This window comes from Frankia sp. CcWB3 (assembly GCF_977927595.1).
This window is the reverse complement of record NZ_CDWRCK010000007.1, coordinates 1-23,497: the sequence shown is the minus strand read 5'-3', so window position 1 is coordinate 23,497 and position 23,497 is coordinate 1. Positions and strand designations below refer to the sequence as shown.

Annotated in this window: 16 protein-coding genes; 15 read left to right on the top strand and 1 reads right to left on the bottom strand. The window is 71.2% G+C overall.

Annotated elements, in window-relative coordinates:
- Positions 1 to 5 precede the first annotated feature (5 nt).
- From ACY5KJ_RS01370 to ACY5KJ_RS01315, 12 genes are all read left to right on the top strand, one after another.
- Positions 6 to 1,772 (top strand): Hsp70 family protein, encoded by a 1,767-nt coding sequence (locus tag ACY5KJ_RS01370; protein WP_462202576.1) that lies wholly within the window; start codon positions 6 to 8, stop codon positions 1,770 to 1,772.
- Positions 1,763 to 3,175 carry a hypothetical protein gene (locus ACY5KJ_RS01365; RefSeq protein ID WP_462202575.1) on the top strand — a complete coding sequence of 471 codons (1,413 nt, stop codon included), beginning with the start codon at positions 1,763 to 1,765 and terminating at the stop codon, positions 3,173 to 3,175. Before ACY5KJ_RS01370 ends, ACY5KJ_RS01365 begins: the two co-directional genes overlap by 10 nt.
- Positions 3,172 to 3,690, top strand: coding sequence for a hypothetical protein (locus ACY5KJ_RS01360; protein ID WP_462202573.1), 519 nt, complete (start codon positions 3,172 to 3,174; stop codon positions 3,688 to 3,690). The genes ACY5KJ_RS01365 and ACY5KJ_RS01360 overlap by 4 nt, the downstream gene beginning before the upstream one ends.
- Before the next feature lie 501 nt (positions 3,691 to 4,191).
- Positions 4,192 to 5,142, top strand: coding sequence for a UDP-glucuronic acid decarboxylase family protein (locus ACY5KJ_RS01355; protein WP_462185761.1), 951 nt, complete (start codon positions 4,192 to 4,194; stop codon positions 5,140 to 5,142).
- Positions 5,143 to 5,900: 758 nt separating this feature from the next.
- Positions 5,901 to 6,971 carry a UDP-glucose 4-epimerase GalE gene (gene galE / locus ACY5KJ_RS01350; RefSeq protein WP_462185760.1) on the top strand — a complete coding sequence of 357 codons (1,071 nt, stop codon included), beginning with the start codon at positions 5,901 to 5,903 and terminating at the stop codon, positions 6,969 to 6,971.
- A complete protein-coding gene (locus ACY5KJ_RS01345; RefSeq protein WP_462185759.1) occupies positions 6,949 to 8,574 on the top strand; it encodes a UDP-glucose dehydrogenase family protein in 1,626 nt (541 codons plus the stop codon). Before galE ends, ACY5KJ_RS01345 begins: the two co-directional genes overlap by 23 nt.
- Before the next feature lie 204 nt (positions 8,575 to 8,778).
- On the top strand, positions 8,779 to 10,110 hold the full coding sequence (gene hisS, locus ACY5KJ_RS01340) for a histidine--tRNA ligase (protein WP_462185758.1): 1,332 nt from the start codon (positions 8,779 to 8,781) through the stop codon (positions 10,108 to 10,110).
- 395 nt (positions 10,111 to 10,505) lie between these two features.
- A complete protein-coding gene (thyX, locus tag ACY5KJ_RS01335; protein WP_462185757.1) occupies positions 10,506 to 11,303 on the top strand; it encodes an FAD-dependent thymidylate synthase in 798 nt (265 codons plus the stop codon).
- 91 nt (positions 11,304 to 11,394) lie between these two features.
- Positions 11,395 to 13,803: a phosphoketolase family protein gene (locus ACY5KJ_RS01330; RefSeq protein ID WP_462185756.1), complete on the top strand. Its 2,409-nt coding sequence runs from the start codon at positions 11,395 to 11,397 to the stop codon at positions 13,801 to 13,803.
- 32 nt (positions 13,804 to 13,835) lie between these two features.
- Entirely contained in the window at positions 13,836 to 14,966 is a 1,131-nt protein-coding gene (locus ACY5KJ_RS01325) for an acetate/propionate family kinase (RefSeq protein WP_462185755.1), read from the top strand.
- A 474-nt stretch (positions 14,967 to 15,440) separates the two neighbouring features.
- The gene (gene dapA, locus ACY5KJ_RS01320) at positions 15,441 to 16,466 is read left to right on the top strand and encodes a 4-hydroxy-tetrahydrodipicolinate synthase (RefSeq protein ID WP_462202586.1); all 1,026 of its coding nucleotides are present in this window, start codon (positions 15,441 to 15,443) and stop codon (positions 16,464 to 16,466) included.
- Positions 16,463 to 18,148, top strand: coding sequence for a ribonuclease J (locus tag ACY5KJ_RS01315; protein ID WP_462202571.1), 1,686 nt, complete (start codon positions 16,463 to 16,465; stop codon positions 18,146 to 18,148). The genes dapA and ACY5KJ_RS01315 overlap by 4 nt, the downstream gene beginning before the upstream one ends.
- A 191-nt stretch (positions 18,149 to 18,339) precedes the next feature.
- On the opposite strand, the gene ACY5KJ_RS01310 is transcribed toward ACY5KJ_RS01315, so the two are convergent.
- Positions 18,340 to 18,555 carry a hypothetical protein gene (locus ACY5KJ_RS01310; RefSeq protein WP_462202569.1) on the bottom strand — a complete coding sequence of 72 codons (216 nt, stop codon included), beginning with the start codon at positions 18,553 to 18,555 and terminating at the stop codon, positions 18,340 to 18,342.
- 19 nt (positions 18,556 to 18,574) lie between these two features.
- Here ACY5KJ_RS01310 and ACY5KJ_RS01305 point away from each other — a divergent pair, with 19 nt between their 5' ends.
- From ACY5KJ_RS01305 to ACY5KJ_RS01295, 3 genes are all read left to right on the top strand, one after another.
- Positions 18,575 to 21,118 carry an FtsK/SpoIIIE family DNA translocase gene (locus ACY5KJ_RS01305; RefSeq protein ID WP_462202568.1) on the top strand — a complete coding sequence of 848 codons (2,544 nt, stop codon included), beginning with the start codon at positions 18,575 to 18,577 and terminating at the stop codon, positions 21,116 to 21,118.
- A gap of 106 nt (positions 21,119 to 21,224) precedes the next feature.
- Entirely contained in the window at positions 21,225 to 22,094 is an 870-nt protein-coding gene (locus ACY5KJ_RS01300; protein ID WP_462202566.1) for a helix-turn-helix domain-containing protein, read from the top strand.
- Between the two features lie 4 nt (positions 22,095 to 22,098).
- Positions 22,099 to 23,497 (top strand): MiaB/RimO family radical SAM methylthiotransferase (locus ACY5KJ_RS01295; RefSeq protein ID WP_462202565.1); only part of this gene is annotated, 1,399 nt, incomplete at its 3' end.

The following is a 23,497-nucleotide window of genomic DNA, read 5'->3' as shown; positions in this document are numbered from 1 at the left end:
CGGGTGTGGTCGGACACGTTGACCGTCGTTTCCCGGCGGGTACCCGTAGCATCTTCGGTATCGATCTTGGTACGACGTTCAGCTGCCTGGCCCGGGTGTCCGGTTCCGGCGAGCCGCAGATCGTGCCGTTGCCCGACGACGCGCGGACGCTGCCGAGCGTGGTGCTGTTCGTGGGGGCCGACGACTACATCACCGGGGAGACCGCGCGGCGGCTGGCCCGGGCGCGCCCCGACGACGTGTGCTCCCTGGTCAAGCGGCGGATGGGGGACGGGGACTGGCGCTTCGTCACCCGCGGCGCGGCCTGGTCGGCGCCGGCCGTCAGCGGTCTGATCCTCAAGGCGCTGGTCTCCGACGCCGCGCTCACCACCGGCGAGCCCGTCGAGGACGTCGTGATCACCGTTCCGGCCTACTTCGGGAACGAGGAGCGCCGCGCGACGGTGCTTGCCGGCGAGTACGCGGGGCTGAATGTCGTCGACGTCATCAACGAGCTGACCGCGGCGGCGCTGTCCTACGGCTTTGCCCGCTTCGAGATCGGTGCACGGCGTACGCTCGGTGGTCCGGGAATGGCGGCGGAGGAGGTCGCGCTCGTCTACGACCTGGGCGGCGGTACGTTCGACGTCACCGTGGTCGAGCTCGCCGACCGGCGGGTGTCGGTGGTGGCGATCGACGGTGACCATCAGCTGGGCGGTGCCGACTGGGACGAGAAGGTGGTGCTCTTCCTCTGCGACCGGTTCCTCGCGGCCCATCCCGGCGCCCGGGACCCGCTCGACGGCGGCGAGACCGCCCAGGCGCTCGCGCTCGCCGCCGAACGGGCTCGCCGGGAGCTGACCGACGTCGCATCGACGACGGTCCTGGTCGAGCACGCCGGGTTGTCCACCGAGGTCACGCTGACCCGCGACGAACTCGAACGGCTCACCGCCGGTCTGCTTGACCGGACGATCACCCTTACCCGGGTCGCGGTCGACGCCGCGCGGGCCCGAGGGGTGCGGGGGATCGACCGGATCCTGCTCGTCGGCGGCGCGGCGCGGATGCCGGCCGTGGCCAGGCGCCTCGCCGCCGAGTTCGCCGTGCCCGTCGAGTTGACCGATCCCGACCTCGCCGTGGCCCGCGGGGCCGCGATCTACGGGGAGAAGAAGGCGCTGGAACGCCTGGTGGCCGCCGACCTGGTGACCCGCGGTCAGCTGGTTGACGGGGCTGCCGTGGACACCGCCGCCCCAGCGGACCTGGACGCGGCGTGCCGGCGGCTCGCGAGCGTCCTCGGCCTGCCCGCCCAGCGGGTGCGCCGCACCGTCGAGGTACAGGTCGTCAACGTTGTCTCGCGTGGTTTCGGGGTGTTGGCGTTGAACCGGTTCGGTGAACAGGGGGCAGTCTTCCTGGTGCACCGCAACGACCGGCTTCCGATTGCCGTCCGGCGCGCGTTCGGGACGGTGCGCAACGACCAGGACGCCGTCACCGTCTACGTCGTCGAACAGGCCGGTGGTGTCGAATCGGCGCGTATCGAGGACAACAAGGTCATTGCCGAGGCCGAGATCACGGGTATCCCGCCCGGTTTCCCGGCCGGCTCCCAGATTGAGATCATTTTCCGGATGGGTTTCGATGGGATCCTGGAGGTGACGGCGACGCATGAGGGTCTCGTCGACCGGCCGCTCACGGTACGGGTGGAGACCTCGGCCGCGTTGAGCCAGGCCGACGTCGCCCGCGAGCGGGAACAGGTGGCCCGGGCCCGCCGGGAGCGCGGCGGCCCGGGTGGTGCGCCGAGCGGATGGATCTGAGGGGCGCGGCGATGCGGTCCTTCGACTCCAACGACTACCGTCGCCGGGTCCTCGCCGTCGTGCACAGCCGGGGCGGGGCCGAGCACAGCGATCCCTTCGAGATCTACGACATCCCGCTCGACGAGGTGGACACCCTCGACGACGCCGCAATCGAGGCCAGGACCGCGGATGTCGGGGCGTTCTGGCAGCGCAGCCGGGACCACCCCCGCTACCGAGGAGTGATTATCGGTCTGCTGGGGCTGCACGCGGAGCTCGTCGCGGCACTGGCGACCCGTACCGCGCGCCTAGAGCTGCGGGATCGGGTCGCCGCCGCCCGCGCCGCCCGGGACGACGAACGATTCGCCTCCCTGGACGCCGCGGTCGGGCGACTCGTCGCCCGGTTCGGTGGACTCCCGGAGGACAAGATCGTCGGTTTGCGGGCGCTGGCGGCATCCCAGGGGATCGACGACCCCGCGTTCACGCTGCGGATCCGGCGTCATCGGGCCCTGCCTGCCGGATCGCGGAGCTCCGCCACGGAGGCCTCGGCCGGCGCGATCCCCGCCGAGGTACTCGGCCAGGTCCGCGCAGATCTCGATGAACTGGGCCGGATCACCGGAAGCACCCCGCCCCGGAGCCTGTTCGACCTGATCGGCGTGCGGCCCGGCACCGGCCGGGCGGAGATCCGAGCGGTGCGTGATGCGGCGCTCGTCCGCAACCGGGCCCGTCGGCCGGACCGCCGGCGGGCACTGCTCGACGATCTCCTGGCCGCGGTCGGTGCGCTGCTGGTCGACGGCGAGCCGGACGCCTACCTCGATGCGCTCGCCGTGACGACGACCGAGCGGTTGCGCCCGCGGGTGGCCGCGGCCGTTCTTGTGGAGGACGTGCTGCTCCCCGTGGAGGCCGCGGCGCTGGTCGCCGAGGCGGAGGCGGACGGGCTTGACGCCGCCCGGGCGAGGGGGGTGGTCACCGCCCTCGCCCGGGAGCACAGGGTGCTCCCCTCCCCGTCCCCGTGGGCATCGCCGCCGACGACCTCCGGGCGTCCGGAGGCCGCACCGGACCGGCCGTCGGCGCCGCGCACCGCAGCCGACGAGCTTTCCGCCGCTTCGGACCTGCGGCTGGAGCACGACCGGCTGCGGTGGACCTGGCCCGCGGGCTGCACGGAGATGATGCTCGCCTGGCGGGTGGACGCTCCGCCGGTCGGCGCGCCTGATTCACAGGCACAGGTGCGTAAGGTGACCAACACCCGTTACGAGATCGACGGCGGAGTCCCGTTGCCGGCGACGCGACCCCTGTATGTGGCGCTCTTCGGTTGTCTTCGGGAGTCGGGACGGCTGGTTGTGGCGACCTTGGCGGCGCCCGGGGCGCGGATCCGGCTGGATCCGGACGGTCCGGTGGCGTCGGCATCGGGCGGGGCGTCTAGGTGAGGGCCCGGTGGCTGGTGGCCGTGCTCGTCGCGGCGTGTGGCTTCTACCTCGGGCTGATCGGGTGGCGGGGAATCCAGTTGCTCGGCGACGATCGCTGGGCGGCCCGTGGACTCGGTCTCGGTGTCGTGCTGCTTCCGCTGATCGGCGCCGTCGTCATCCTGCGTGAGCTGCGTTTCGGCCGCGACACCGAGCGGCTTGCCCGGATGTTCGACGTAGCCGCGGATGCGACGGCTGACGTCGAGCCCGGTACCGCCCGCGGCTTCGACCCCGACCTCGACCTCGACCCCGGCGCCCGAGCCGACGAGCCGGTTCTCGTGCGCCGGCCGTCGGGCCGGATCGACCGCGCATCGGCCGACGCCGCGTTCGCCCAGCGTCGGGCGGAGGCCGAGGCGGCGCCGGGCGAATGGCGTCGCTGGTACCGGCTCGCGGTCTCCTATGGAGATGCCGGGGACACCCGCCGGGGACGCGCCGCGATGCGTCACGCGATCGCCCTCGAGCGGCACTTCCGCGGGTGACCGTGCCCCGTCCCCTGGCGGTGGATTGCTCATCCAATGCAGGTGGATCCGGCACGGCTATTGACATCTCCCGGAGGGAGCCGGGCACCCTCGGTGACAGGCAGTTATATCGTATTGACCGCGGCGAGGAGGGAGACTGAGCCGGGGCCGCGTACTAACGCGTCGATGACCTGTGTACGATGCCGCAGAGAGTCGGCGTTGTCGGCCATCAGACTACTGGGGGGTAGTGCGGTGTTCGTATCCTGTGGCCATTCGAGACGGGTCCGGCAGCGTCCATGCTGAGCGCCCCCGGCGGGTGAGCAGTCACTGATCTCCTGATCTCCGATCAATTTGATGCCCCTTTCCCCCGATCCTCCAACCTGGCCTCGCGGCGCGATCTGATCCGATGCGCCGCCTCCTTCGCATGGCTCAAGGGAGGCCGCCCGTCGTCGCCGGACTCCGGACAGCGATCGACGGGCACTCTCCGGGGTCCTCTGTATTCCAGATCCGGGAGCACACGACGTGCGTGCGATAGTGACCGGCGGCGCCGGTTTTCTGGGCAGTCATCTCTGTGAACGCCTACTGGGCGGCGGCTACGAGGTCATCTGTTTCGACAACTTCCTCACCGGCCGGCCGGAGAACGTGGAGCATCTGCTCGCCGATCCACGTTTCCGCCTGGTCAACCGGGATGTGAATGATTTTATTTATGTTTCCGGTCCGGTCGACGTCGTGTTGCACTTTGCATCCCCGGCATCTCCGGTGGATTACTACGAGCTGCCGATCGAGACACTCAAGGTCGGTTCGCTCGGTACCTTCCACGCCCTTGGCCTGGCGCGGCAGAAGAATGCTCGGTTCCTGCTCGCCTCGACCTCGGAGTCCTACGGCGATCCACAGGTAAATCCCCAGCCGGAAGGCTACTGGGGCAACGTGAACCCGGTCGGCCCACGCAGTGTGTACGACGAGGCCAAGCGATTCTCCGAGGCGGTGGCCATGGCCTATCGGCGCAAGCACGGCGTCGACACCGGTATTGTTCGCATCTTCAACACCTACGGCCCGCGGATGCGGGTCGACGACGGTCGCGCCATTCCGGCCTTCATCTCCCAGGCGCTGCGGGGCGAGCCCATCACGGTCGCCGGTGACGGAACCCAGACCCGGTCCATCTGTTATGTCGACGACCTGATCGACGGCATCGTCCGACTTCTGCACTCGGACCTGCCCGGGCCCGTGAACATTGGGAACCCGCACGAGATGTCGATCCTCGACACCGCGGTGCTCGTCCGTGACCTGTGCGGATCGACGGCGCCGATCACCTTCGTCCCGCGGCCCCAGGACGACCCTTCGGTACGCCAACCCGACATCACCCTCGCCCGGACCCTCCTGGGCTGGGAACCGAAGACGAGCCTGCATGACGGGCTCACCCGGACGATCTCCTGGTTCGCCGGCCAGCTCGCGGAGAGCCGTCAGGTCGCTTGACCGGCGTCAAGGTGTCCCCCCGGATACCGAGCTTTCCGGGGACGTGGCTTTCTGTTTGCGGGGGGATGGCTCGCGATGGCCGGCACCACGCCGTGTGCACCGCCGTGTTACGTGAGATCGGTGGCATTGGTCCGCAACCCGCCGAGGATGTCAGCGCCACGTACCTGCCGTGCGCGCTCAGGTCGAGACGGGGCCTTCGCCGCCGATGCGTGGGCGAACGGCGACCGGCCCGGGATGTCCGCGGCAATGGTGACCCGAGAGTTCCCGTGGCCCCGCCACCTCCCGGACATATCTTCTTCCCGGGCATCTTCTTCCGGGACGTGGACCGCCGGCCCCGGGTGCCGTGCGCGCGGTTCTTGCCACCGGCCGTGCACTACCCGACGCTGGCGCTGTGACCGGACCGGGGCTCCTGCTCGCGCCGATCGCCTGGTTCACCGGGATCGCGGTCGTCCCCGGGATCGCCGAGGCCGCTACCAGGTCGGCGATGCACCAATCTGGGGATTATGTTCTGCTGTGCCTGATGTTCGCCGCCCAGTGCGGGCCCGTGCCCATCGCGGTGTTCGCTGCCCGAACGGCCGGGACCGCGCGGTCCAGCCGAAGGGCACCGGCGCGACGGGCGTGGTCGTGGTGCCGATCCCAGGTACGGATCCTAGCCGTCGTCGGGTTGATCCCGCTGCCGGGATCGGTTGTTCCGGGTCGGAATGGAGCACCTGTGGCGAGTTGTTTCAGTTGATCACGAAGAAGTGGATAACCGAGCTATGACGTCGACGAGTCGAGCCGAGACGGTCCTGGTGACCGGGGCTACGGGGTTCATCGGCTCCCATACTTGGGTGGACCTGCTTGCCGCGGGTCATCGGGTAGTGGGAGTGGACAACTTCGCCAACAGCTCACCACGGGTGCTGGGCAGGCTGCGTAAGGTGGTGGACGGCGACATCGACTTCGTGCGGCTCGATGTCCGTGACCGGGCGGCGCTCGGTGACGTGTTCCGCCGATGGAAGATCGATTCCGTTATTCACTTCGCCGCTCTCAAGGCCGTCGGCGAGTCGGTCGACATCCCGCTGGAGTACTACGACACGAACGTCAACGCGATGTTGGGCCTGGTCTCCGTGATGGCGGAGCACGGCGTGCGCCGGCTGGTCTTCTCGTCCTCGTGCGCAATCTACGGAGCGGCGGCCAAGGTACCGATCGCCGAGGACACGCCGGCCCGCCCGACCAATCCCTACGCGCGCACCAAGTGGATGTGCGAGCAGATCCTCGCCGACCTCTGCGCCCGGGATCCGTCCTGGCACGTGACGTCCCTGCGATACTTCAACCCCACCGGGGCGCACGAGTCGGGCCTGCTCGGCGAGGACCCCCGTGGGGTGCCGAACAACGTCATGCCCTACCTGGCCCAGGTGGCGGTCGGCCGGCGCCCGGAGCTGTCTATCTTCGGCGACGACTACCCCACGTCCGACGGCACGGGCGTACGCGACTACATCCACGTGGTCGACCTGGCGGAGGGCCATCGACTCGCTCTCGATCATCTTGATGACCAGGCGGGACATCGGGTCATCAACCTCGGGACCGGCGCTGGCACCTCCGTGCGGGAACTGCTCGCGGCCTTCTCCGCGGCCTGCGCTCGTGATCTCCCCAGCCGCGTCGTGGCGAGGCGGCCGGGGGACGTCGCCGCACTGGTCGCCGACGCGGCGCTCGCCCGTACGGCGCTCGGCTGGTCAGCCCGCCGGGATGTCGCGGACATGTGCCGGGATGCCTGGGAGTTTCAGCGTCTCAATCCAGGGGGGTACGACGATGAGGAGGAGGAGTCTGATGAGCTCGTCGGACAGCCTTGATGATGCGGCGGGGCCCGGAACCGGGCCTCGCCCACGCCTGACCGTCATCGGCACCGGGTATCTGGGGGCCACCCACGCGGTGTGCATGGCGGAGCTCGGCTTCGAGGTGCTCGCCGTGGACGTCGACCATTCGAAGATCGAGCGGTTGTCCGCGGGGGAGATCCCGTTCTTCGAGCCCGACCTCGCCGACCTCCTGCGCGCGAACCTCCGGACCGGACGGCTGCGTTTCACCACCTCCTTCGAGGAGATCGCCGAGTTCGGCGACGTGCACTTCGTCTGTGTGGGCACCCCCCAGCGTGCCGACGGTTACGGGGCGGACCTGGGCCACTTGCACGCCGCCATCGAGCGCCTCGCGCCGCTGCTGACCCGGCCGTGCCTCGTGGTCGGCAAGTCGACGGTGCCGGCCGGCACGGCTGCGGGGCTAGCCCGGACAATCGCGCAGCTCGCCCCGGCGAACCGCCCGGCCGCGGACGAGACGGCGCTCGGCGTGGCGGGGGCCGGCGGGTTGGGCCGCGTCGAGGTGGGCCATGACGGGCTGGGCCATGACGAGGTGGACGAGCCCGCCGACATCTCCAGCGATCTTGCTGGCGTCCAGCTGGCCTGGAACCCGGAGTTCCTCCGGGAGGGCTTCGCGGTGGCCGACACCCTGCGACCGGACCGGCTCGTCTTCGGTGTCGCCTCCCCGGCTGCGGAAGGAGCGATGCGGGCGGCCTTCGCGCCGGTGATCGCCCAGGGGGTGCCGGTCATCGTGACGGACTACGCGACGGCCGAGCTGGTGAAGACGGCGGCCAACTCCTTTCTCGCGACGAAGATCTCCTTCATCAACGCGATGGCGGAGGTGTGCGAGGCGGTCGATGCCGATGTCCTGACGCTGGCCGAGGCGCTGTCCCACGACGTGCGCATCGGCGGGAACTTCCTGCGTCCGGGGGTGGGGTTCGGGGGCGGCTGCCTACCTAAGGACATCCGGGCCTTCCAGGCCCGCGCGGACGAGCTCGGGGTCGGTGCGGCGCTGCGTTTCCTGCGCGAGATCGACGAGATCAACAATCGCCGCCGGGACCGCGTGGTGGACCTGGTCACCGCGGCCCTGGACGGCATGCTGGCCGGCCGGCGCCTCGTCGTGCTGGGCGCCGCGTTCAAGCCCAACTCCGACGACGTGCGGGACTCCCCGGCGCTCGCGGTCGCGGGGCTGCTGGCCGGGACCGGCGCCGAGGTGACGGTCGTGGATCCGGTCGCGACGCACAACGCCCGGCGGGCCCTGCCCGGCCTCGCCTACAGCGGCTCCGTCGAGGCCGTGGTCGAGGGGGCCGATGCGCTGGTCCTACTCACCGAGTGGCGCCAGTTCGCCGACCTGGACCCGGCCCGGCTCGGGGCCGTGGTCCGGCGCAAGGTCATGGTGGACGCCCGGCACGCGCTCGACGCCGACCAGTGGCGCCAGGCCGGATGGGTCTACCTGGCCCCCGGCCGGCCGACCAGCATCATCCCGAGCTCGTTGCCGGAGCAGCGGCACCGGAGGGACGGACCGCCGCCGGCGCCGGCCGAGCAGCGCGGCGAGGTGGGTGCGCGGCTCGCGGAGGTCGAGGCGCGCGCGGGGCACCCGATGTGATCGACGGGATGGGGCCCGGTGGAACGGGCCCCATCCCCGCCGTGGGACCGCTCTCCGGCCGTGAGGGCAACGAGCCCCACGCGATAGGCTGTCGCTCATGCGTCTCCTCGCTCGACATCGGTGACTGCCACCCGGCTTCGCGGTTGACCGTGCCCGGGGCGGCAGGTGCCCGTCCGTTCGAGATGATGAGGAGATTCCGCGGCGATGAGTGACGCGCCGATCGTCCGTCCCCTGCCCGTGAGCGGGTTTCCCGAGTGGCTGCCCGAGGTCCGTCTCGTCGAGCAGCGCTGGCTCGACACCATCCGGGCGACGTTCGAGCGGTACGGCTTCTGCTCGGTGGAGACCCCCTCGGTCGAGGCGCTCGAGGTGCTGACCGCGAAGGGGGAGACCTCCCAGGAGGTCTACACGCTGCGCCGCCTGCAGGCCGACGCCGACGACGACAGCGCCCGCCTCGGCCTGCACTTCGACCTCACGGTGCCCTTCGCGCGGTACGTGGCCGCCCACTTCAACGACCTCGTGTTCCCGTTCAAGCGCTACCAGATCCAGCGGGTGTGGCGGGGGGAGCGTCCGCAGGAGGGCCGCTTCCGCGAGTTCACCCAGTGCGACATCGACGTGATCAATGTTGATCAGGTGCCCCTGCACTTCGACGCGGAGCTTCCCCGCATCGTGCATGAGGTCCTGGGCACCCTCGGCGTTCCGCCCTGGACCCTCAACATCAACAATCGCAAGGTGCTCCAGGGCTTCTACGAGGGCCTGGGCATCGGCGATCCGCTGGCCGTCATCCGGGTCGCTGACAAGCTCGACAAGATCGGCCTCGCGGGAGTGGAGGGGCTGCTGACCACCGCGGTCGGGCTCGACCCGGACCAGGTGCGCGCCTGCCTGGAGCTCACGGGCATCCGGGGCTCCGATCCCGGCGTCGTCGAGGAGGTACGCCGGCTCGGGGTGAAGTCGGACCTGCTCTCCGAGGGGCTCGACGAGCTCGCCGCGGTTCTCGATGATCTCGGCGATCTCGCCGACCTGCCCGCCGGCGGCGTGGTCGCGGACCTCTCGATCGCACGCGGTCTCGATTACTACACCGGGACCGTCTACGAGGCGAAGTTCGTTGACTGGCCGGACTTCGGCAGCATCTGCTCGGGGGGGCGGTACGACAACCTTGCCGGCTCCTTCATCCGCCGCAACCTCCCCGGCGTCGGGATCTCGATCGGCCTCACCCGCATCTTCGCCAAGCTCTCGGCCGAGGGCCTGCTCACCACCGGGCCGTCCAGCCCCGCCGACGTGCTAGTCGTGATCCCCTCCGCGTCGCGCCGTGCCGCCGCCCTCGCGACGGCCGCCGAGCTGCGCACCCGGGGGCTGCGGGTGGAGACCTACCACCAGCCGGACAAGGTGGCCAAGCAGGTCCGCTACGCCTCCCGCAAGGGCATCGGATTCGTCTGGTTCCCGCCCTTCGACGATGGCCGGGCGCACGAGGTGAAGAACATGGCCACCGGGGACCAGTCCGCGGCGGACCCAGCGGCCTGGACCCCGGCCGCGGGCTGACCGGCGGGCGTGCCGCCGCGCCATCGCCGGGAGGCTGCCCGTCGTGACGTGGCCGGGCGGCCGGGGATTGACGGGGGCGGAGATCCCCGGCCGCGCCATGCCACGCCGTGAGGGCGGGCACTGCGACTCCTCGTCGCTGGGGACTGACGAGGCGTCCACCTCCGGTGTACCACGCGGGTTGTGACTGCCAATCCCCGCGCGTCGATCGGGTAACCGGACGGGTAAGTGGATGCCGACACGATCCCGGTTGGGCGATTGCTGGCCCGGTCGGGTGATTGCAGGCCTGGCGTCCGGGTGCATGCCGCCGCCGGGTGAGGTCCCCGTATCCCGGCGGACGGGCGCCGTCTACCGTGGGAGGAGTCCGCCAGCGACCGGGCAACGGGTCCTGCGCCCAGATGATGGAGGTGGCAGTGTCGCAGCCGACGCCCGAACCGGCGTCCGGGCCGACGTCCGTGCGGCTTCGGGTCCAGGTGATCGCCAAGACCGAGTTCATCCCCCCGGACGACGTGGCCTGGAGCACCGACGCCGACGGCGGTCAGGCCCTCGCCGAGTTCGCCGGGCGGGCCTGCTACCAGAGCTGGAACAAGCCGAATCCGGCGACCGCGACCAACGCCGGCTACCTGCGGCACATCCTCGACGTCGGGCATCTGTCCGTGCTCGAGCACGGGACCATATCGCTCTATCTCACCGGGGTGTCGCGCAGCCTCACCCATGAGCTGGTTCGGCACCGGCACTTCTCCTACAGCCAGCTCTCCCAGCGTTACGTCCCCGAGAGGGACGCCGCCGTGGTGGAACCGGAGGTCATCGCAGCCGATCCGGAGCTGCACGCCCTGTTCCAACAGGCCGCGGCGGCCTCGCTGGAGGCCTACGGGCGTCTGCTGGAAGGTCTGGAGAAGCGGTTCGCCGACGTTTCCGCGCCCACCTCACGGCGCAAGCAGGCGCGCCAGGCGGCCCGGTCGGTGCTGATGAACGCGACCGAGACCCGGATCGTGGTCACCGGGAACTACCGGGCGTGGCGGCACTTCATCGGGATGCGGGCGAGCGAGCATGCCGACGTGGAGATCCGCGGGCTTGCCGTCGCCGCCCTGCGGGAGCTGCTCCGGGTGGCGCCCAACGTGTTCGCCGACTTCCGGATCTCGACGCTGGACGACGGCACCGAGGTCGCCTCCAGCCCGCTGGTGGGAGAGGGCTGAGCGCCGGGCCTCCCCGCCGCCGGCCGCCCATTGATTTGTCGGGAGAAAGAGGCCCATTGATTTGTCGGGAGAAAGAGAAAGAGGACAGCCGATGACGAGCGTCGTCGACGCCGAGCGGAGCGGCGCGGATCCGGCCGCGGGGCCGTTGTCCCCGGCGGAGCTCGATCTCATCCACGCCTACTGGCGAGCGGCGAACTATCTGTCCGTCGGGCAGATCTACCTGCTCGACAATCCCCTGCTCACCGAGCCGCTGCGTCCGGAGCACGTCAAACCGCGCCTGCTCGGGCACTGGGGCACGACTCCCGGCCTGAACCTCATCTACGCCCACTTGAACCGCGTGATCCGGGCAAAGGACCTGAACGCCATCTACATCATCGGTCCGGGTCACGGCGGTCCCGGCATCGTGGCGAACGCCTACCTGGAAGGCACCTACAGCGAGGTCTACCCCTCGATCGGCCGGGATGCGGCGGGGATGCGGCGGCTGTTCCGGCAGTTTTCCTTCCCCGGCGGAATCCCCAGCCACGTCGCGCCGGAGATTCCCGGGTCCATCCATGAGGGCGGCGAGCTCGGTTACGCGCTGACCCACGCCTACGGCGCGGCCTTCGACAATCCCGACCTGGTGGTCTGCGCCGTCGTGGGGGACGGGGAGGCCGAGACGGGCCCGCTCGCGGCGAGCTGGCACTCCAACAAGTTCCTCGACCCGGGTCGCGACGGCGCGGTGCTGCCGGTCCTGCACCTCAACGGTTACAAGATCGCCAATCCGACGATCCTGGCCCGCATCCCCGAGCAGGAGCTGACCGCGCTCCTGCGTGGCTACGGTTACCATCCGTACTTCGTGGCCGGGGACGACCCGGCCGCGGTGCACCAGCGGATGGCGGGCGTCCTGGACGCCGCCGTCGACGAGATCCACGAGATCCAGGACCGGGCCCGCCGCCACGGCCGCACCGAGCGCCCCACCTGGCCGATGATCGTGCTGCGGACCCCCAAGGGGTGGACCGGGCCGGCCGTCGTCGACGGCCTGCCGGTCGAGGGCACGTGGCGGTCCCACCAGGTGCCCGTCGCGCAGCTGCACGACAACCCCGGGCACCTGGCCCAGCTGGAGGCGTGGCTGCGCTCCTACCGGCCGGAGGAGCTCTTCGATGCCGGCGGAGCCCTGCGGCCCGAACTCGCCGCGCTCGCCCCTCGCGGTCCCCGGAGGATGAGCGCGAACCCGCATGCCAACGGGGGCGAGCTGCTGCGTGATCTGACCCTTCCTGACTTCCGCGACTACGCGGTCGACGTCACCGCCCCCGGGACCACCCTTGCCGAGCCGACCCGGGTCCTGGGCGCGTTCCTACGGGACGTGATGGCCGCCAATCCGAGCACCTTCCGGGTGATGGGCCCGGACGAGACCGCCTCCAATCGGCTGGCTGCGCTCTTCGAGGTGACCGACCGCGCCTGGAACGCCCGGACGGAACCGACGGACGAGCACCTGGCAGTGGACGGCCGGGTCATGGAGGTGCTTTCCGAGCATCTGTGCCAGGGCTGGCTGGAGGGCTATCTGCTCACCGGCCGGCACGGGCTCTTCTCCTGCTACGAGGCGTTCATCCACATCGTCGACTCGATGGTCAACCAGCACGCGAAATGGCTGAAGACCACCCGGCACATCCCGTGGCGGCGCCCGATCGCCTCGTTGAACTACCTGCTGACCAGCCACGTGTGGCGGCAGGACCACAACGGCTTCTCCCATCAGGACCCCGGGTTCATCGACCACGTCGTGAACAAGAAGGCCGAGGTCGTCCGGGTGTACCTGCCCCCGGACGCGAACACCCTGCTCTCCGTCGGCAACCACTGCCTGCGCAGCCGGCACTACATCAACGTGATCGTGGCCGGCAAGCAGCCGGCGCTGAACTACCTGTCGATGCCGGCGGCGATCGCCCACTGCACCCGTGGCCTGGGCATCTGGGATTGGGCCAGCAACGACCACGACGCGCCCGGCGACGGGCTGCCGGATGTGGTGATGGCCTGCGCCGGGGACATCCCGACCCTGGAGACCCTCGCCGCGGTGGACATCCTGCGCCAGCACTTCCCCGACCTGAAGGTGCGCGTCGTCAACGTCGTCGACCTGATGTCCCTGCAGGACGAGGCGGAACATCCGCACGGCATCTCGCACGCCCGCTTCGACGCGCTGTTCACCACCGACCGGCCGGTCATCTTCGCCTACCACGGCTATCCCTGGCTGATCCACCGGCTGACCTACCGGCGGCACAACCATCACAACCTGCATGTCCGTGGCTACCTTGAGGAGGGGACGACTACCACCCCGTTCGACATGGTCATGCTGAACAACCTCGACCGGTTCCACCTGGTGGCGGACGTCATCGACCGGGTACCGAGCCTGGGCGCCCGCGCCGCGCACGTCCGGCAGCAGATGGTCGACGCGCGGCTCGCGGCCCGGACCTACACCCGGGACCACGGCGAGGACGCCCCGGAGATCCGGAACTGGACCTGGCCCTACTGAGTCCCGCCCCTACCGAGCCCCGCCCCGTCGCGATGAACGTCCTGGTGGTCAACGCCGGATCGGCCAGCCTCAAGCTGCGGCTGATCGGCCCGGACGACGCCCTGCTCGCCGCGCGCGATCTCACCGCGCCAGCCGGTCGGGCGGACCCGGCCGGGGTCGTCGCCGCGCTGCGCGAGCTCACCCACGAGGGTGGCCAGCCGGGCGCGGTCGGGCACCGCATCGTGCACGGCGGGACGGATTTCACCGCCCCCGTGGTCGTCGACCGGGCCGTGGCCGAGCGGCTGCGGAGGCTGACCGCCCTCGCCCGCCTGCACCAGCCGGCGGCGCTCGCCGCCCTCGACGAGGTCGGGGCGGCCGTGCCCGAGGTGGCGCAGGTCGCCTGCTTCGACACGGCGTTTCACAGCCGGATGCCGGCGGAGGCCATCACCTACGCCATCCCGGCCGAGTGGCGGGAGCGGTACGGCATCCGCCGGTACGGCTTCCACGGCCTGTCCCACGCCCACGTCTCCCGGCGGGCGGCTGCGCTCACCGGGGCGCGGCGCATCGTGACCTGTCATCTCGGCTCGGGCGCGTCGCTCGCCGCCGTTCTCGACGGGGTGGGGGTGGACACCACGATGGGCTTCACCCCGCTGGAGGGCCTGGTGATGGCCACCCGGTCCGGCACCGTGGATCCCGGCGCGCTGCTGTGGCTGCAGACGGAGGCGGGACTGAGCGCGCACGAGCTCACCGATCGCCTGTTCACCTCGGCGGGGCTGCGCGCGCTCGCGGGGACGGCGGACATGCGGGAGGTCGAGTCCGGCGCCGCCGCGGGTGAGCCGGCCGCCGCGTTGGCGCTGGCGGTCTACCTGCACCGGCTGCGCGCCGGGATCGCCGCGATGACCGCCGCGCTGGGCGGGCTGGACGCCCTGGTGTTCACCGGCGGCGTCGGGGAGAACTCCGCCTCCGTGCGGGCCGGGGCCGCGGCCGGACTCGGCTACCTGGGTGTGGCGGTGGATCCCGAGCGTAACGATCCGGCCCGGGCCGGTGGTACGGGCCCATCTGGTGGCACGGAGCGCGAGATCGGCGTGCCGGGGGCCGCCGTGCGTACGCTCGTGATCGAGGCACGCGAGGACCTGGAGATCGCCCGCGGGACCCGGGCGGCCCTCGCCGGTGGCATTGGGTGACGGTAGTCTGGCATTACGGTAATGTCCCGGATGGCGGGCGCGATCCTGGCGGACCCGCGCGCCGCCGGATGGCACCGCCCGGACGATCCGGTGGCGGTACTCTGAAAGCTCTGTCGCGGCGAGTGGAACGGTGCTGTGCGGTGCGGTGCATTCCGGTGCGGTGCATTCCGGTGCGCTGCCGTCCCCGCCGGTCGTCCCGTCGTCCCCGATCGGGGCCCGGCCGGTCGCGATGCCCGACACCGCGCGGTGCGCCGTCCCCGGGCCGGGCGGACGGTATCCGCGTGCGGTGGCCCAGCGGCCCCCGCGGGTCTCGCGCCGGTCGCTTGTGGCGAGTCCGGGGAGCAGGCACGGCTCGGGCCGGCGGAGCGGGAAAGGCGGCGTGGGCGGAGGATGGACCGGTGCCGGCCCGGCGGTGTCGGAGGAGTGAACGCGGAGGTTCGGCGGTCCGGCGGGTGATGTCGGTCGCCAGAGGTGATGTCGGAGGTGCTGTCTAGCGTGACCGGTATGTCAATGTTGCCGCCGGCGCCGTTCGGGCGCGTGATCACAGCGATGGTCACGCCGTTCCGGGCGGACGGCGGTCTCGATGAGGCGGGTGCCGCGGAGCTCGCGAACCGTCTGGTGGACGCCGGCAACGACGGGCTCGTGGTCAACGGCACCACCGGGGAGTCTCCGACGACCACCGCCGAGGAGAAGGACCGCCTGGTGCGGGTCGTCGTCGAGGCCGTGGGAAGCCGCGCCCGCGTGATCTCCGGTGTCGGGACGAGTGACACCGCGCACAGCGTGGAACTGGCGCGGGCCGCCGAAGCCGCGGGCGCGCACGGTCTGCTCGTCGTGACGCCCTACTACAACAAGCCACCGCAGGCCGGGTTGCTGCGGCATTTCGTCACCGTCGCCGAGGCGACCGGGCTACCGGTCGTCATCTACGACATCCCCGGCCGGACCGGGGTCCCGGTGGCGTCGGAGACTCTGGTGCGGTTGGCCGAACACCCGCGTATCGTCGCGGTCAAGGACGCTAAGGACGATCTGCCCGCATCCTCCTGGGTGCTGGCGCGGACCGGTCTGGCGTATTACTCCGGCACCGACGCGCTCAACCTGCCGTTGCTGTCCATCGGGGCCTGCGGAGTCATCAGTGTTGTCGGGCACGTGGCCGCACCCGCGATCCGTGCCATGATCGAGGCCTTCGGGGCCGGTGAGGTGGGTCGGGCGATCGCGCTGCATCAGGGCTTGCTGCCCGCGTATGAAGGAATGTTCCGCAGCCAGGGCGTGATCCTGGCCAAGGCCGCGCTGCGGCTGGCCGGGCTGCCCGCGGGGCCGGTCCGGCCACCGTTGGTGGACGCCGCTCCCGCCGAGGTCGCGCGGCTGCGGGCGGACCTCGCCGAGGCGGTCCTCGACGTCGCCGGGCCACCGGGCGCGCCGGCCGGCGCCTCGTCCGGGCCCGTCTCGTCCGGGCCCGCCTCGTCTGTCGGGCTGGCCGTCGCCGCGGCGGGTGAGGTCTCATGAGCCATCCGCATCCCGACCTCGGCCCGCCGCCGCCGCTGCGCGCGGACGGCCTGCGGATCATCCCGCTCGGTGGGGTCGGGGAGATCGGTCGCAACATGACCGTCTTCGAACACGCCGGCCGGCTGCTGATCGTGGACTGCGGGGTGTTGTTCCCGGAGGACGTCCAGCCGGGGATCGACCTGATCCTGCCCGACTTCACCGCCATCCGGGATCGCCTCGACGACATCGAGGCGGTGATCCTCACCCACGCGCACGAGGATCACATCGGGGCGGTGCCCTACCTGCTGCGGGAACGGCGTGACATCCCGCTGATCGGCACCCGGCTTACCCTGGCGCTGATGAACGCGAAGCTCGCCGAGCACCGCGTCAAGGCGGTCACTCAGGAGATCCGGGAGGAGGAGCGGCACGCCTTCGGGCCGTTCGAGTGCGAGTTCTTCGCGGTCAACCACTCCATCCCGGACGCCGTGGCCGTGGCCATCCGCACCGAGGCCGGGCTCGTCTTGCACACCGGCGACTTCAAGATGGACCAGCTGCCGCTCGACGGCCGGCTGACCGACCTGGGGGGCTTCGCGCGGCTCGGCCGCGAGGGTGTGGACCTGCTGCTGTCCGACTCGACCAACGCCGAGGTGCCCGGGTTCGTCACCTCCGAGCGGGAGATCGCCCCGGTGCTCGACGGAGTCTTCCGCGAGGCGACCCGCCGGATCATCATCGCCTGCTTCGCCAGCCATGTGCACCGGGTGCAGCAGGTGCTCGACGCGGCCGAGGAGCACGGTCGGTCGGTCTGCTTCGTGGGCAGGTCGATGGTCCGCAACATGGGAGTGGCCCGCGACCTCGGGTTGCTGCAGGTGCCACCGGGTCTGATCGTCGACGCCCGGGACGTGGACGCGCTGCCGGACCGCAACATCTGCCTGATCTCCACGGGCTCCCAGGGGGAGCCGCTCTCGGCCCTGTCCCGGATGGCCAATCGGGATCACCAGATCCGCATCCAGGCCGGCGACACGGTCGTGCTCGCCTCCAGCCTCATCCCCGGCAACGAGAACGCGGTGTTCCGGGTGATCAACGGGCTGACCCGCTACGGCGCCAAGGTCGTTCACAAGGGCGTGGCGAAGGTTCACACCTCGGGTCACGCCCCGGCGGGCGAGCTGCTCTACGTCCTGAACGCCACCAGGCCGTCCAACGTCATGCCGGTCCACGGCGAATGGCGGCACCTGCGGGCCCACGCCAAGCTCGCCGAGGCGACCGGGGTGCCCCCGGACCACGTGGTGCTCGCCGAGGACGGCATGGTCATCGACCTGCTCGACGGCCGGGCGCGGATCACCGGCGTTGTTCCCTGCGGCTATGTCTACGTCGATGGCGCCGCGGTCGGGGACGTCGGTGAGCCGAGCCTGAAGGACCGCCGGATCCTCGGCGAGGAGGGTTTCATCACGATCACTGTCGTGGTGGACGCCGCGGCGGGCAAGGTCGTCGTCGGCCCGGATCTCTCTGCCCGCGGTTTCTCCGATGCGCCGGGCACCTTCGACTCCGTCTCCAAACTGGTCAGCGACGGGCTGGTGGACGCCATGCGCACCGGGATGAACGATCTGACGGCCCTGCAGCAGCTCGTGCGGCGCACGGTCGGTCGCTGGGTCAACGAGAACTACCGGCGCCGCCCGATGATCGTTCCGGTGGTTCTCGAGGTCTGAGGCGTTGCGGCGCGCCCGGTTCGTCGGGGTTGCCAGTACTCGGGCACGCTCGTGTGTACCGTTTCGACGGTGGCCACACGGACCAGTGGCGCGCGGACGCGTGCGCAGACGGAGACGGCCACGTCCCGGCCGGGGGGCGGTGGTGGGCGTCAAGGTACCTCGCGGGGTGAAGGTACCCCGCGGGGCGGCGGTCAGGGCGGCAAGGCACGCGCATCGACGGCGGCTGGCCGGTCGGGCAGCTCCAGCCGGTCGGGCAGCTCCAGCCGGTCGGGCAGCTCCGGCCGGTCGGGCGGCTCCAGCCGGTCAGGCGGGTCCCGCGCGGCCGGCCGCGGTAGGACACCGGCCCGTCCACCGGCCCGGGCGAGTCGCCCCCCGCTGTCGCTGCTGATCGGCCAGACAGTCGTCAAGAGCGTCTACCGGCTGTGGATGGGCGCGGCGACGGCGCTGGGCACCGTGCTGCGCCGGGCCGGCCGGGGCGCCCGTGAGCTGCACATCGATCCAGGGCACCGGCGTGACGGGCTCGGCCTGACCGCGTTCGGCGGGGCGATCCTGGCCGCTGCCTCGGTGTGGTTCTCCGCCGCCGGGCCGCTGGGGAGGTACGTGGCCGCGGTCCTGGAGCTGCTGGTCGGCGCCGGCGCCTGGGCACTGCCGCTGTTCGGTCTGGGCGCCGCGTGGCGGCTGGTCCGGTCCCCGACCGATCCGGGCAGCCGGGGCCGGGTGGTGATCGGGTGGACGGCGGTCGCCGTCGGTCTGCTCGGCATGGTGCACATCGCTCGTGGCCTGCCCGACTTCTCGGACGGCGTCGCCCGGATGCGGGCGGCCGGTGGCTTCGTCGGGCTGCTCGGTGGCCTCCCGCTGGCCAGCGCGGTGACGCCGTACGTCGCCGTTCCGCTGCTGCTGCTGCTGACGTTCTTCGGCGTTCTCGTCATCACGGCGACCCCTGTCCGCCAGGTGCCCGAGCGGCTCGGTGAGCTCGTCGATCGGCTCACCATCGGGGTGCGCGGTCCCGCCCGGGACGCCGGCGAGTACGACGAGGACGCGGACTTCCGCGACGACCCCGAGGACGATTCGGAGCTGTCCGACGGCCTGCTCGCGGCCGGGGCGGCGGGTACGGACCGGCGTCGGCGCGGCGGTCGGGCGACCCCGCCCAGGGGAACGCCCCCGGGTGATGGCGAGGTCTTCGACGTCGCCGACGTCGCCGATGCCGCCGACGTCGCCCGGCCGGCCGCCCGGCCGCCCGCCGGGGACCTCGCCCTCGACCTGTTCGGCGAGCTCGCCGGCCCGGAGGCGGACACCGGCTACGTGACTACGGCCCCCGATCCGGGCGGTGCGGCCGCCGGTGGCGGGGAACCGGTAGCGGGGGCCGCGTCCGGTCCGCCGCGCAAGGCCCGGGCCCGGACAGCCCGGGCGACCGCGGGTGCGGCGGACACCGCGACCGGTGTCCCCGGTCCGGGTTCCGCGGACTTCGGCGGCGAGATCGAGCATCTGGTCCCCCCGGCCGACGGTGACTACCGGCTGCCGTCGCCGACCCTGCTGCGCTCCGGTACGCCGCCCAAGGCCCGCTCGGCCGCGACCGACGGGGTGATCGCCTCGCTGACCGACGTGTTCGCCCAGTTCAAAGTGGACGCCCAGGTGACCGGCTTCACCCGGGGACCGACGGTCACCCGCTACGAGGTCGAGCTCGGTGCCGCGGTCAAGGTCGAGCGGATCATCCAGCTCACGAAGAACATCGCGTACGCGGTGAAGAGCCCGGACGTGCGGATCATCAGTCCGATCCCGGGCAAGAGCGCGGTCGGTATCGAGATTCCCAACACCGACCGGGAGTTGGTGTCGCTCGGCGACGTCCTGCGCAGCGGGGAGGCGACCGGCAACCCGCATCCGCTGGTTGTCGGTCTCGGCAAGGACATCGAGGGCGGCTACGTGCTCGCCAACCTGGCCAAGATGCCGCACATCCTCATCGCCGGGGCGACTGGAGCCGGCAAGTCGACGTGTATCAACACCCTCATCACCTCGGTGCTGGCCCGGGCCACCCCTGACCAGGTGCGCATGGTGCTGGTGGACCCCAAGCGGGTCGAGCTGACGAACTACCAGGGTATTCCCCATCTGATCACGCCGATCATCACGAATCCCAAGAAGGCGGCCGATGCGCTGCAATGGGTCGTGAAGGAGATGGAGAACCGGTACGAGGACCTCGCCGCGTGCGGGGTGCGTCACGTCGACGACTTCAACCGCAAAGTGCGTAACGGTGAGATCGCTGCCCCGCCGGGATCCGAACGTGTCTACGTGCCCTACCCCTACATCCTGGCCATCGTCGACGAGCTCGCCGACCTGATGATGGTGGCGCCGCGCGACGTCGAGGACTCTATCTGCCGGATCACCGCCATGGCCCGGGCGGTGGGCATCCACCTGGTGCTCGCCACCCAGCGGCCCTCCGTCGACGTGGTGACCGGCCTGATCAAGGCGAACGTGCCGTCCCGGCTCGCCTTCGCGACGGCGTCGTTGGCGGACAGCCGGACGATCCTCGACCAGGCCGGCGCGGAGAAGCTCGTCGGCCTGGGGGACGCGCTCTTCCTGCCGATGGGAGCGGGCAAACCCGCCCGTATCCAGGGTGCCTTCGTTTCCGAGGACGAGATCGCGGCCATCGTCGACCACACGAAGGAACAGGCGCCGCCGGCGTTCCGGGAGGACGTGTTCGACGCTGGCGGCGAGGCCAGGAAGGAGATCGACGAGGAGATCGGAGACGATCTGCAGCTCTTCCTGCAGGCCGTCGAGCTCGTGGTGAGCACGCAGTTCGGCTCCACCTCGATGCTGCAGCGCAAGCTGCGGGTCGGGTTCGCGAAGGCCGGGCGGCTGATGGACCTGATGGAGAGCCGGGGCATCGTCGGCGCGAGTGAGGGCTCGAAGGCGCGTGACGTGCTGGTCATGCCGGACGAGTTGGAGGGTCTGCTCATAACCCTGCGTAACGGATGAGGAAGCCTCCGATGGAACGTCCCCGCTTTCAGCGCCGGGGGACGCGCCGTAAACTGAAGGCCTCGCGTCCACGGTAGGCGGAAAAGACGGTTGCGGAGGTTCGCTCATGCAGTCCGTGGACGGTCCGCAGCCGCGGGACAGCGTCGGGTCCATCCTGGCAGCGGCACGGCGTGACCGCGGTCTCACGGTCTCCCAGGTCAGCGAGCGCACCCGGGTCAGGGCGGGTCTGATCGATCAGATCGAGCAGGACGACTTCTCGCAGTGCGGCGGCACGGTGTATGCCCGCGGGCATCTGCGCAGCATCGCCACCACCCTCGGGCTCGATCCCGGGCCGGTGCTGGCGGCCTACGACGCCTCGCACGAGCACCAGACCGGCCCGTTGATGATGGGCCCCTCGGCCGAGTTCGATCCGCTGCGCGGGGAGTCCCGCCGGCGGCGCGGCGGGTTCCGGTGGGGTCCGGCAATGATCGTTTCGCTGGTCGTGGTGTGTGTCATCGCGGCTCTCGCGCTGCTGCTGCCAGGTTCCTCCGATTCCTCGGACGACAGGGCCGCGCTGGGGCTGGGCGGGGCCGTGGGGCTCACCCCGACCGTGACCGTCCCGCCGGCCTCGACGAGCCCGGCCGCTCCCACCGCGACCACGCCCGCGCCGACAGGGGTGAACGTCGTCCTGGCGGTACGCGGCGCGCAGAGCTGGCTGGAGGTGCGCGACGACGCCGAGCAGGTCCTGCTCTCCCAGCTCCTGCAGTCCGGCGACAGCCGGACGGTGACGGCGTCGGGGGCCCTGCACATCAAGGTGGGCAATGCCGGTGCGGTCGATGTGTCATGTAACGGCAGGAGCCTCGGGGCGCCGGGTGGACCCGGGCAGGTCGTGACGATCCGGGTGAGCGCCGCCGCTTCCGGCGCCTGCGAGGTCGGCGACGAACAGCGTAGCGGTCTCGTGGCCGCGTCACCGCCCGCGCCGGCCCCGGTAGCCTGACCTGGTGTCCACACGTCTCTATCGCCGGGTAGCTCTGATCACGCTCGGTTGTTCCCGGAACGAGGTGGATTCGGAGGAGCTGGCCGCTCGGCTCGGCGCGGACGGGTGGGAGCTCGTCTCCGACGCCGCCGACGCCGACGCCGTGCTCGTCAACACCTGCGGATTCGTCGACGCGGCGAAGAAGGACTCCATCGACGCCCTGCTGGCGGCGGACGACCTGCGGGCCGGTGGCGGTCCGTCCGGTCCCGCGGACGGCGCCGGCCCGGGTCCGCGCGCGGTGGTGGTCGTGGGCTGCCTGGCCGAGCGGTACGGAACCGAGCTCGCCGAGAGTCTGCCCGAGGCGGACGCGGTCCTCGGATTCGATGCCTATCCGAACATCGCCACGCACCTCGCGGCCGTGCTGGCCGGTACCCCGGTGCCCGCGCACTCCCCGCGTGACCGGCGGACGATGCTGCCGATCACCCCGGTGGACCGGGCCGCGCCCGCTCTCCCGCCGGGCGCGGTGCCCGCCGGAGCCGTTCCGCTGCGCCGGCGGTTGACGACCGGGCCGGTCGCCGTCCTGAAGATCTCCAGCGGGTGTGACCGGCGCTGCGCCTTCTGCGCGATCCCGTCGTTCCGCGGCTCCCACGTCTCGCGGTCGCCCGATGACGTGCTCGCCGAGGCCGAATGGCTGGCCGGTCAGGGTGCCCGCGAGCTGGTCCTGGTCAGCGAGAACTCCACCTCCTACGGCAAGGACCTCGGGGATCTGCGCGCGCTGGAGAAGCTGCTGCCGCAACTCGCGGCGGTGTCGGGCATCGTCCGGGTGCGCACGGTCTACCTGCAGCCCGCCGAGATGCGTCCGTCGCTGCTCGAGGTGCTGCTGACCACTCCGGGCCTCGCGCCCTATCTCGATCTGTCCTTCCAGCATGCGAGCCCGCCGGTGCTGCGCCGGATGCGCCGCTTCGGCGGCAGTGGGCATTTCCTCGACCTGCTCGCCCGCGCCCGCGCGCTGGCGCCCGACCTGGGGGCGCGATCCAACGTCATCGTCGGGTTCCCGGGGGAGACCCCCGAGGATGTCGACATCCTCACGGAGTTCCTCGAGGCCGCCGAGCTCGACGCCGTCGGCGTGTTCGGCTACTCCGACGAGGAGGGTACCGAGGCCGCCGGGCTGACGGGCAAGATCCCCGATGAGCTGATCGAGCGTCGGAGGGTACGCGTCACCGACCTCGTCGAGCAGCTGACCGCCGCCCGGGCGGACGCGCGGATCGGCTCCCGGGTACAGGTTCTGGTGGAGGAGGTCGCCGGTGGTCTGGCCACCGGCTGCGCCGCCCACCAGCAGGCGGAGGTCGACGGCGGCTGCGCCGTGCGCCTGTCCCCGGGCGGCGCGGCGGATGACGGGCCGGAGCGCCTCGGGGTGGGGGATC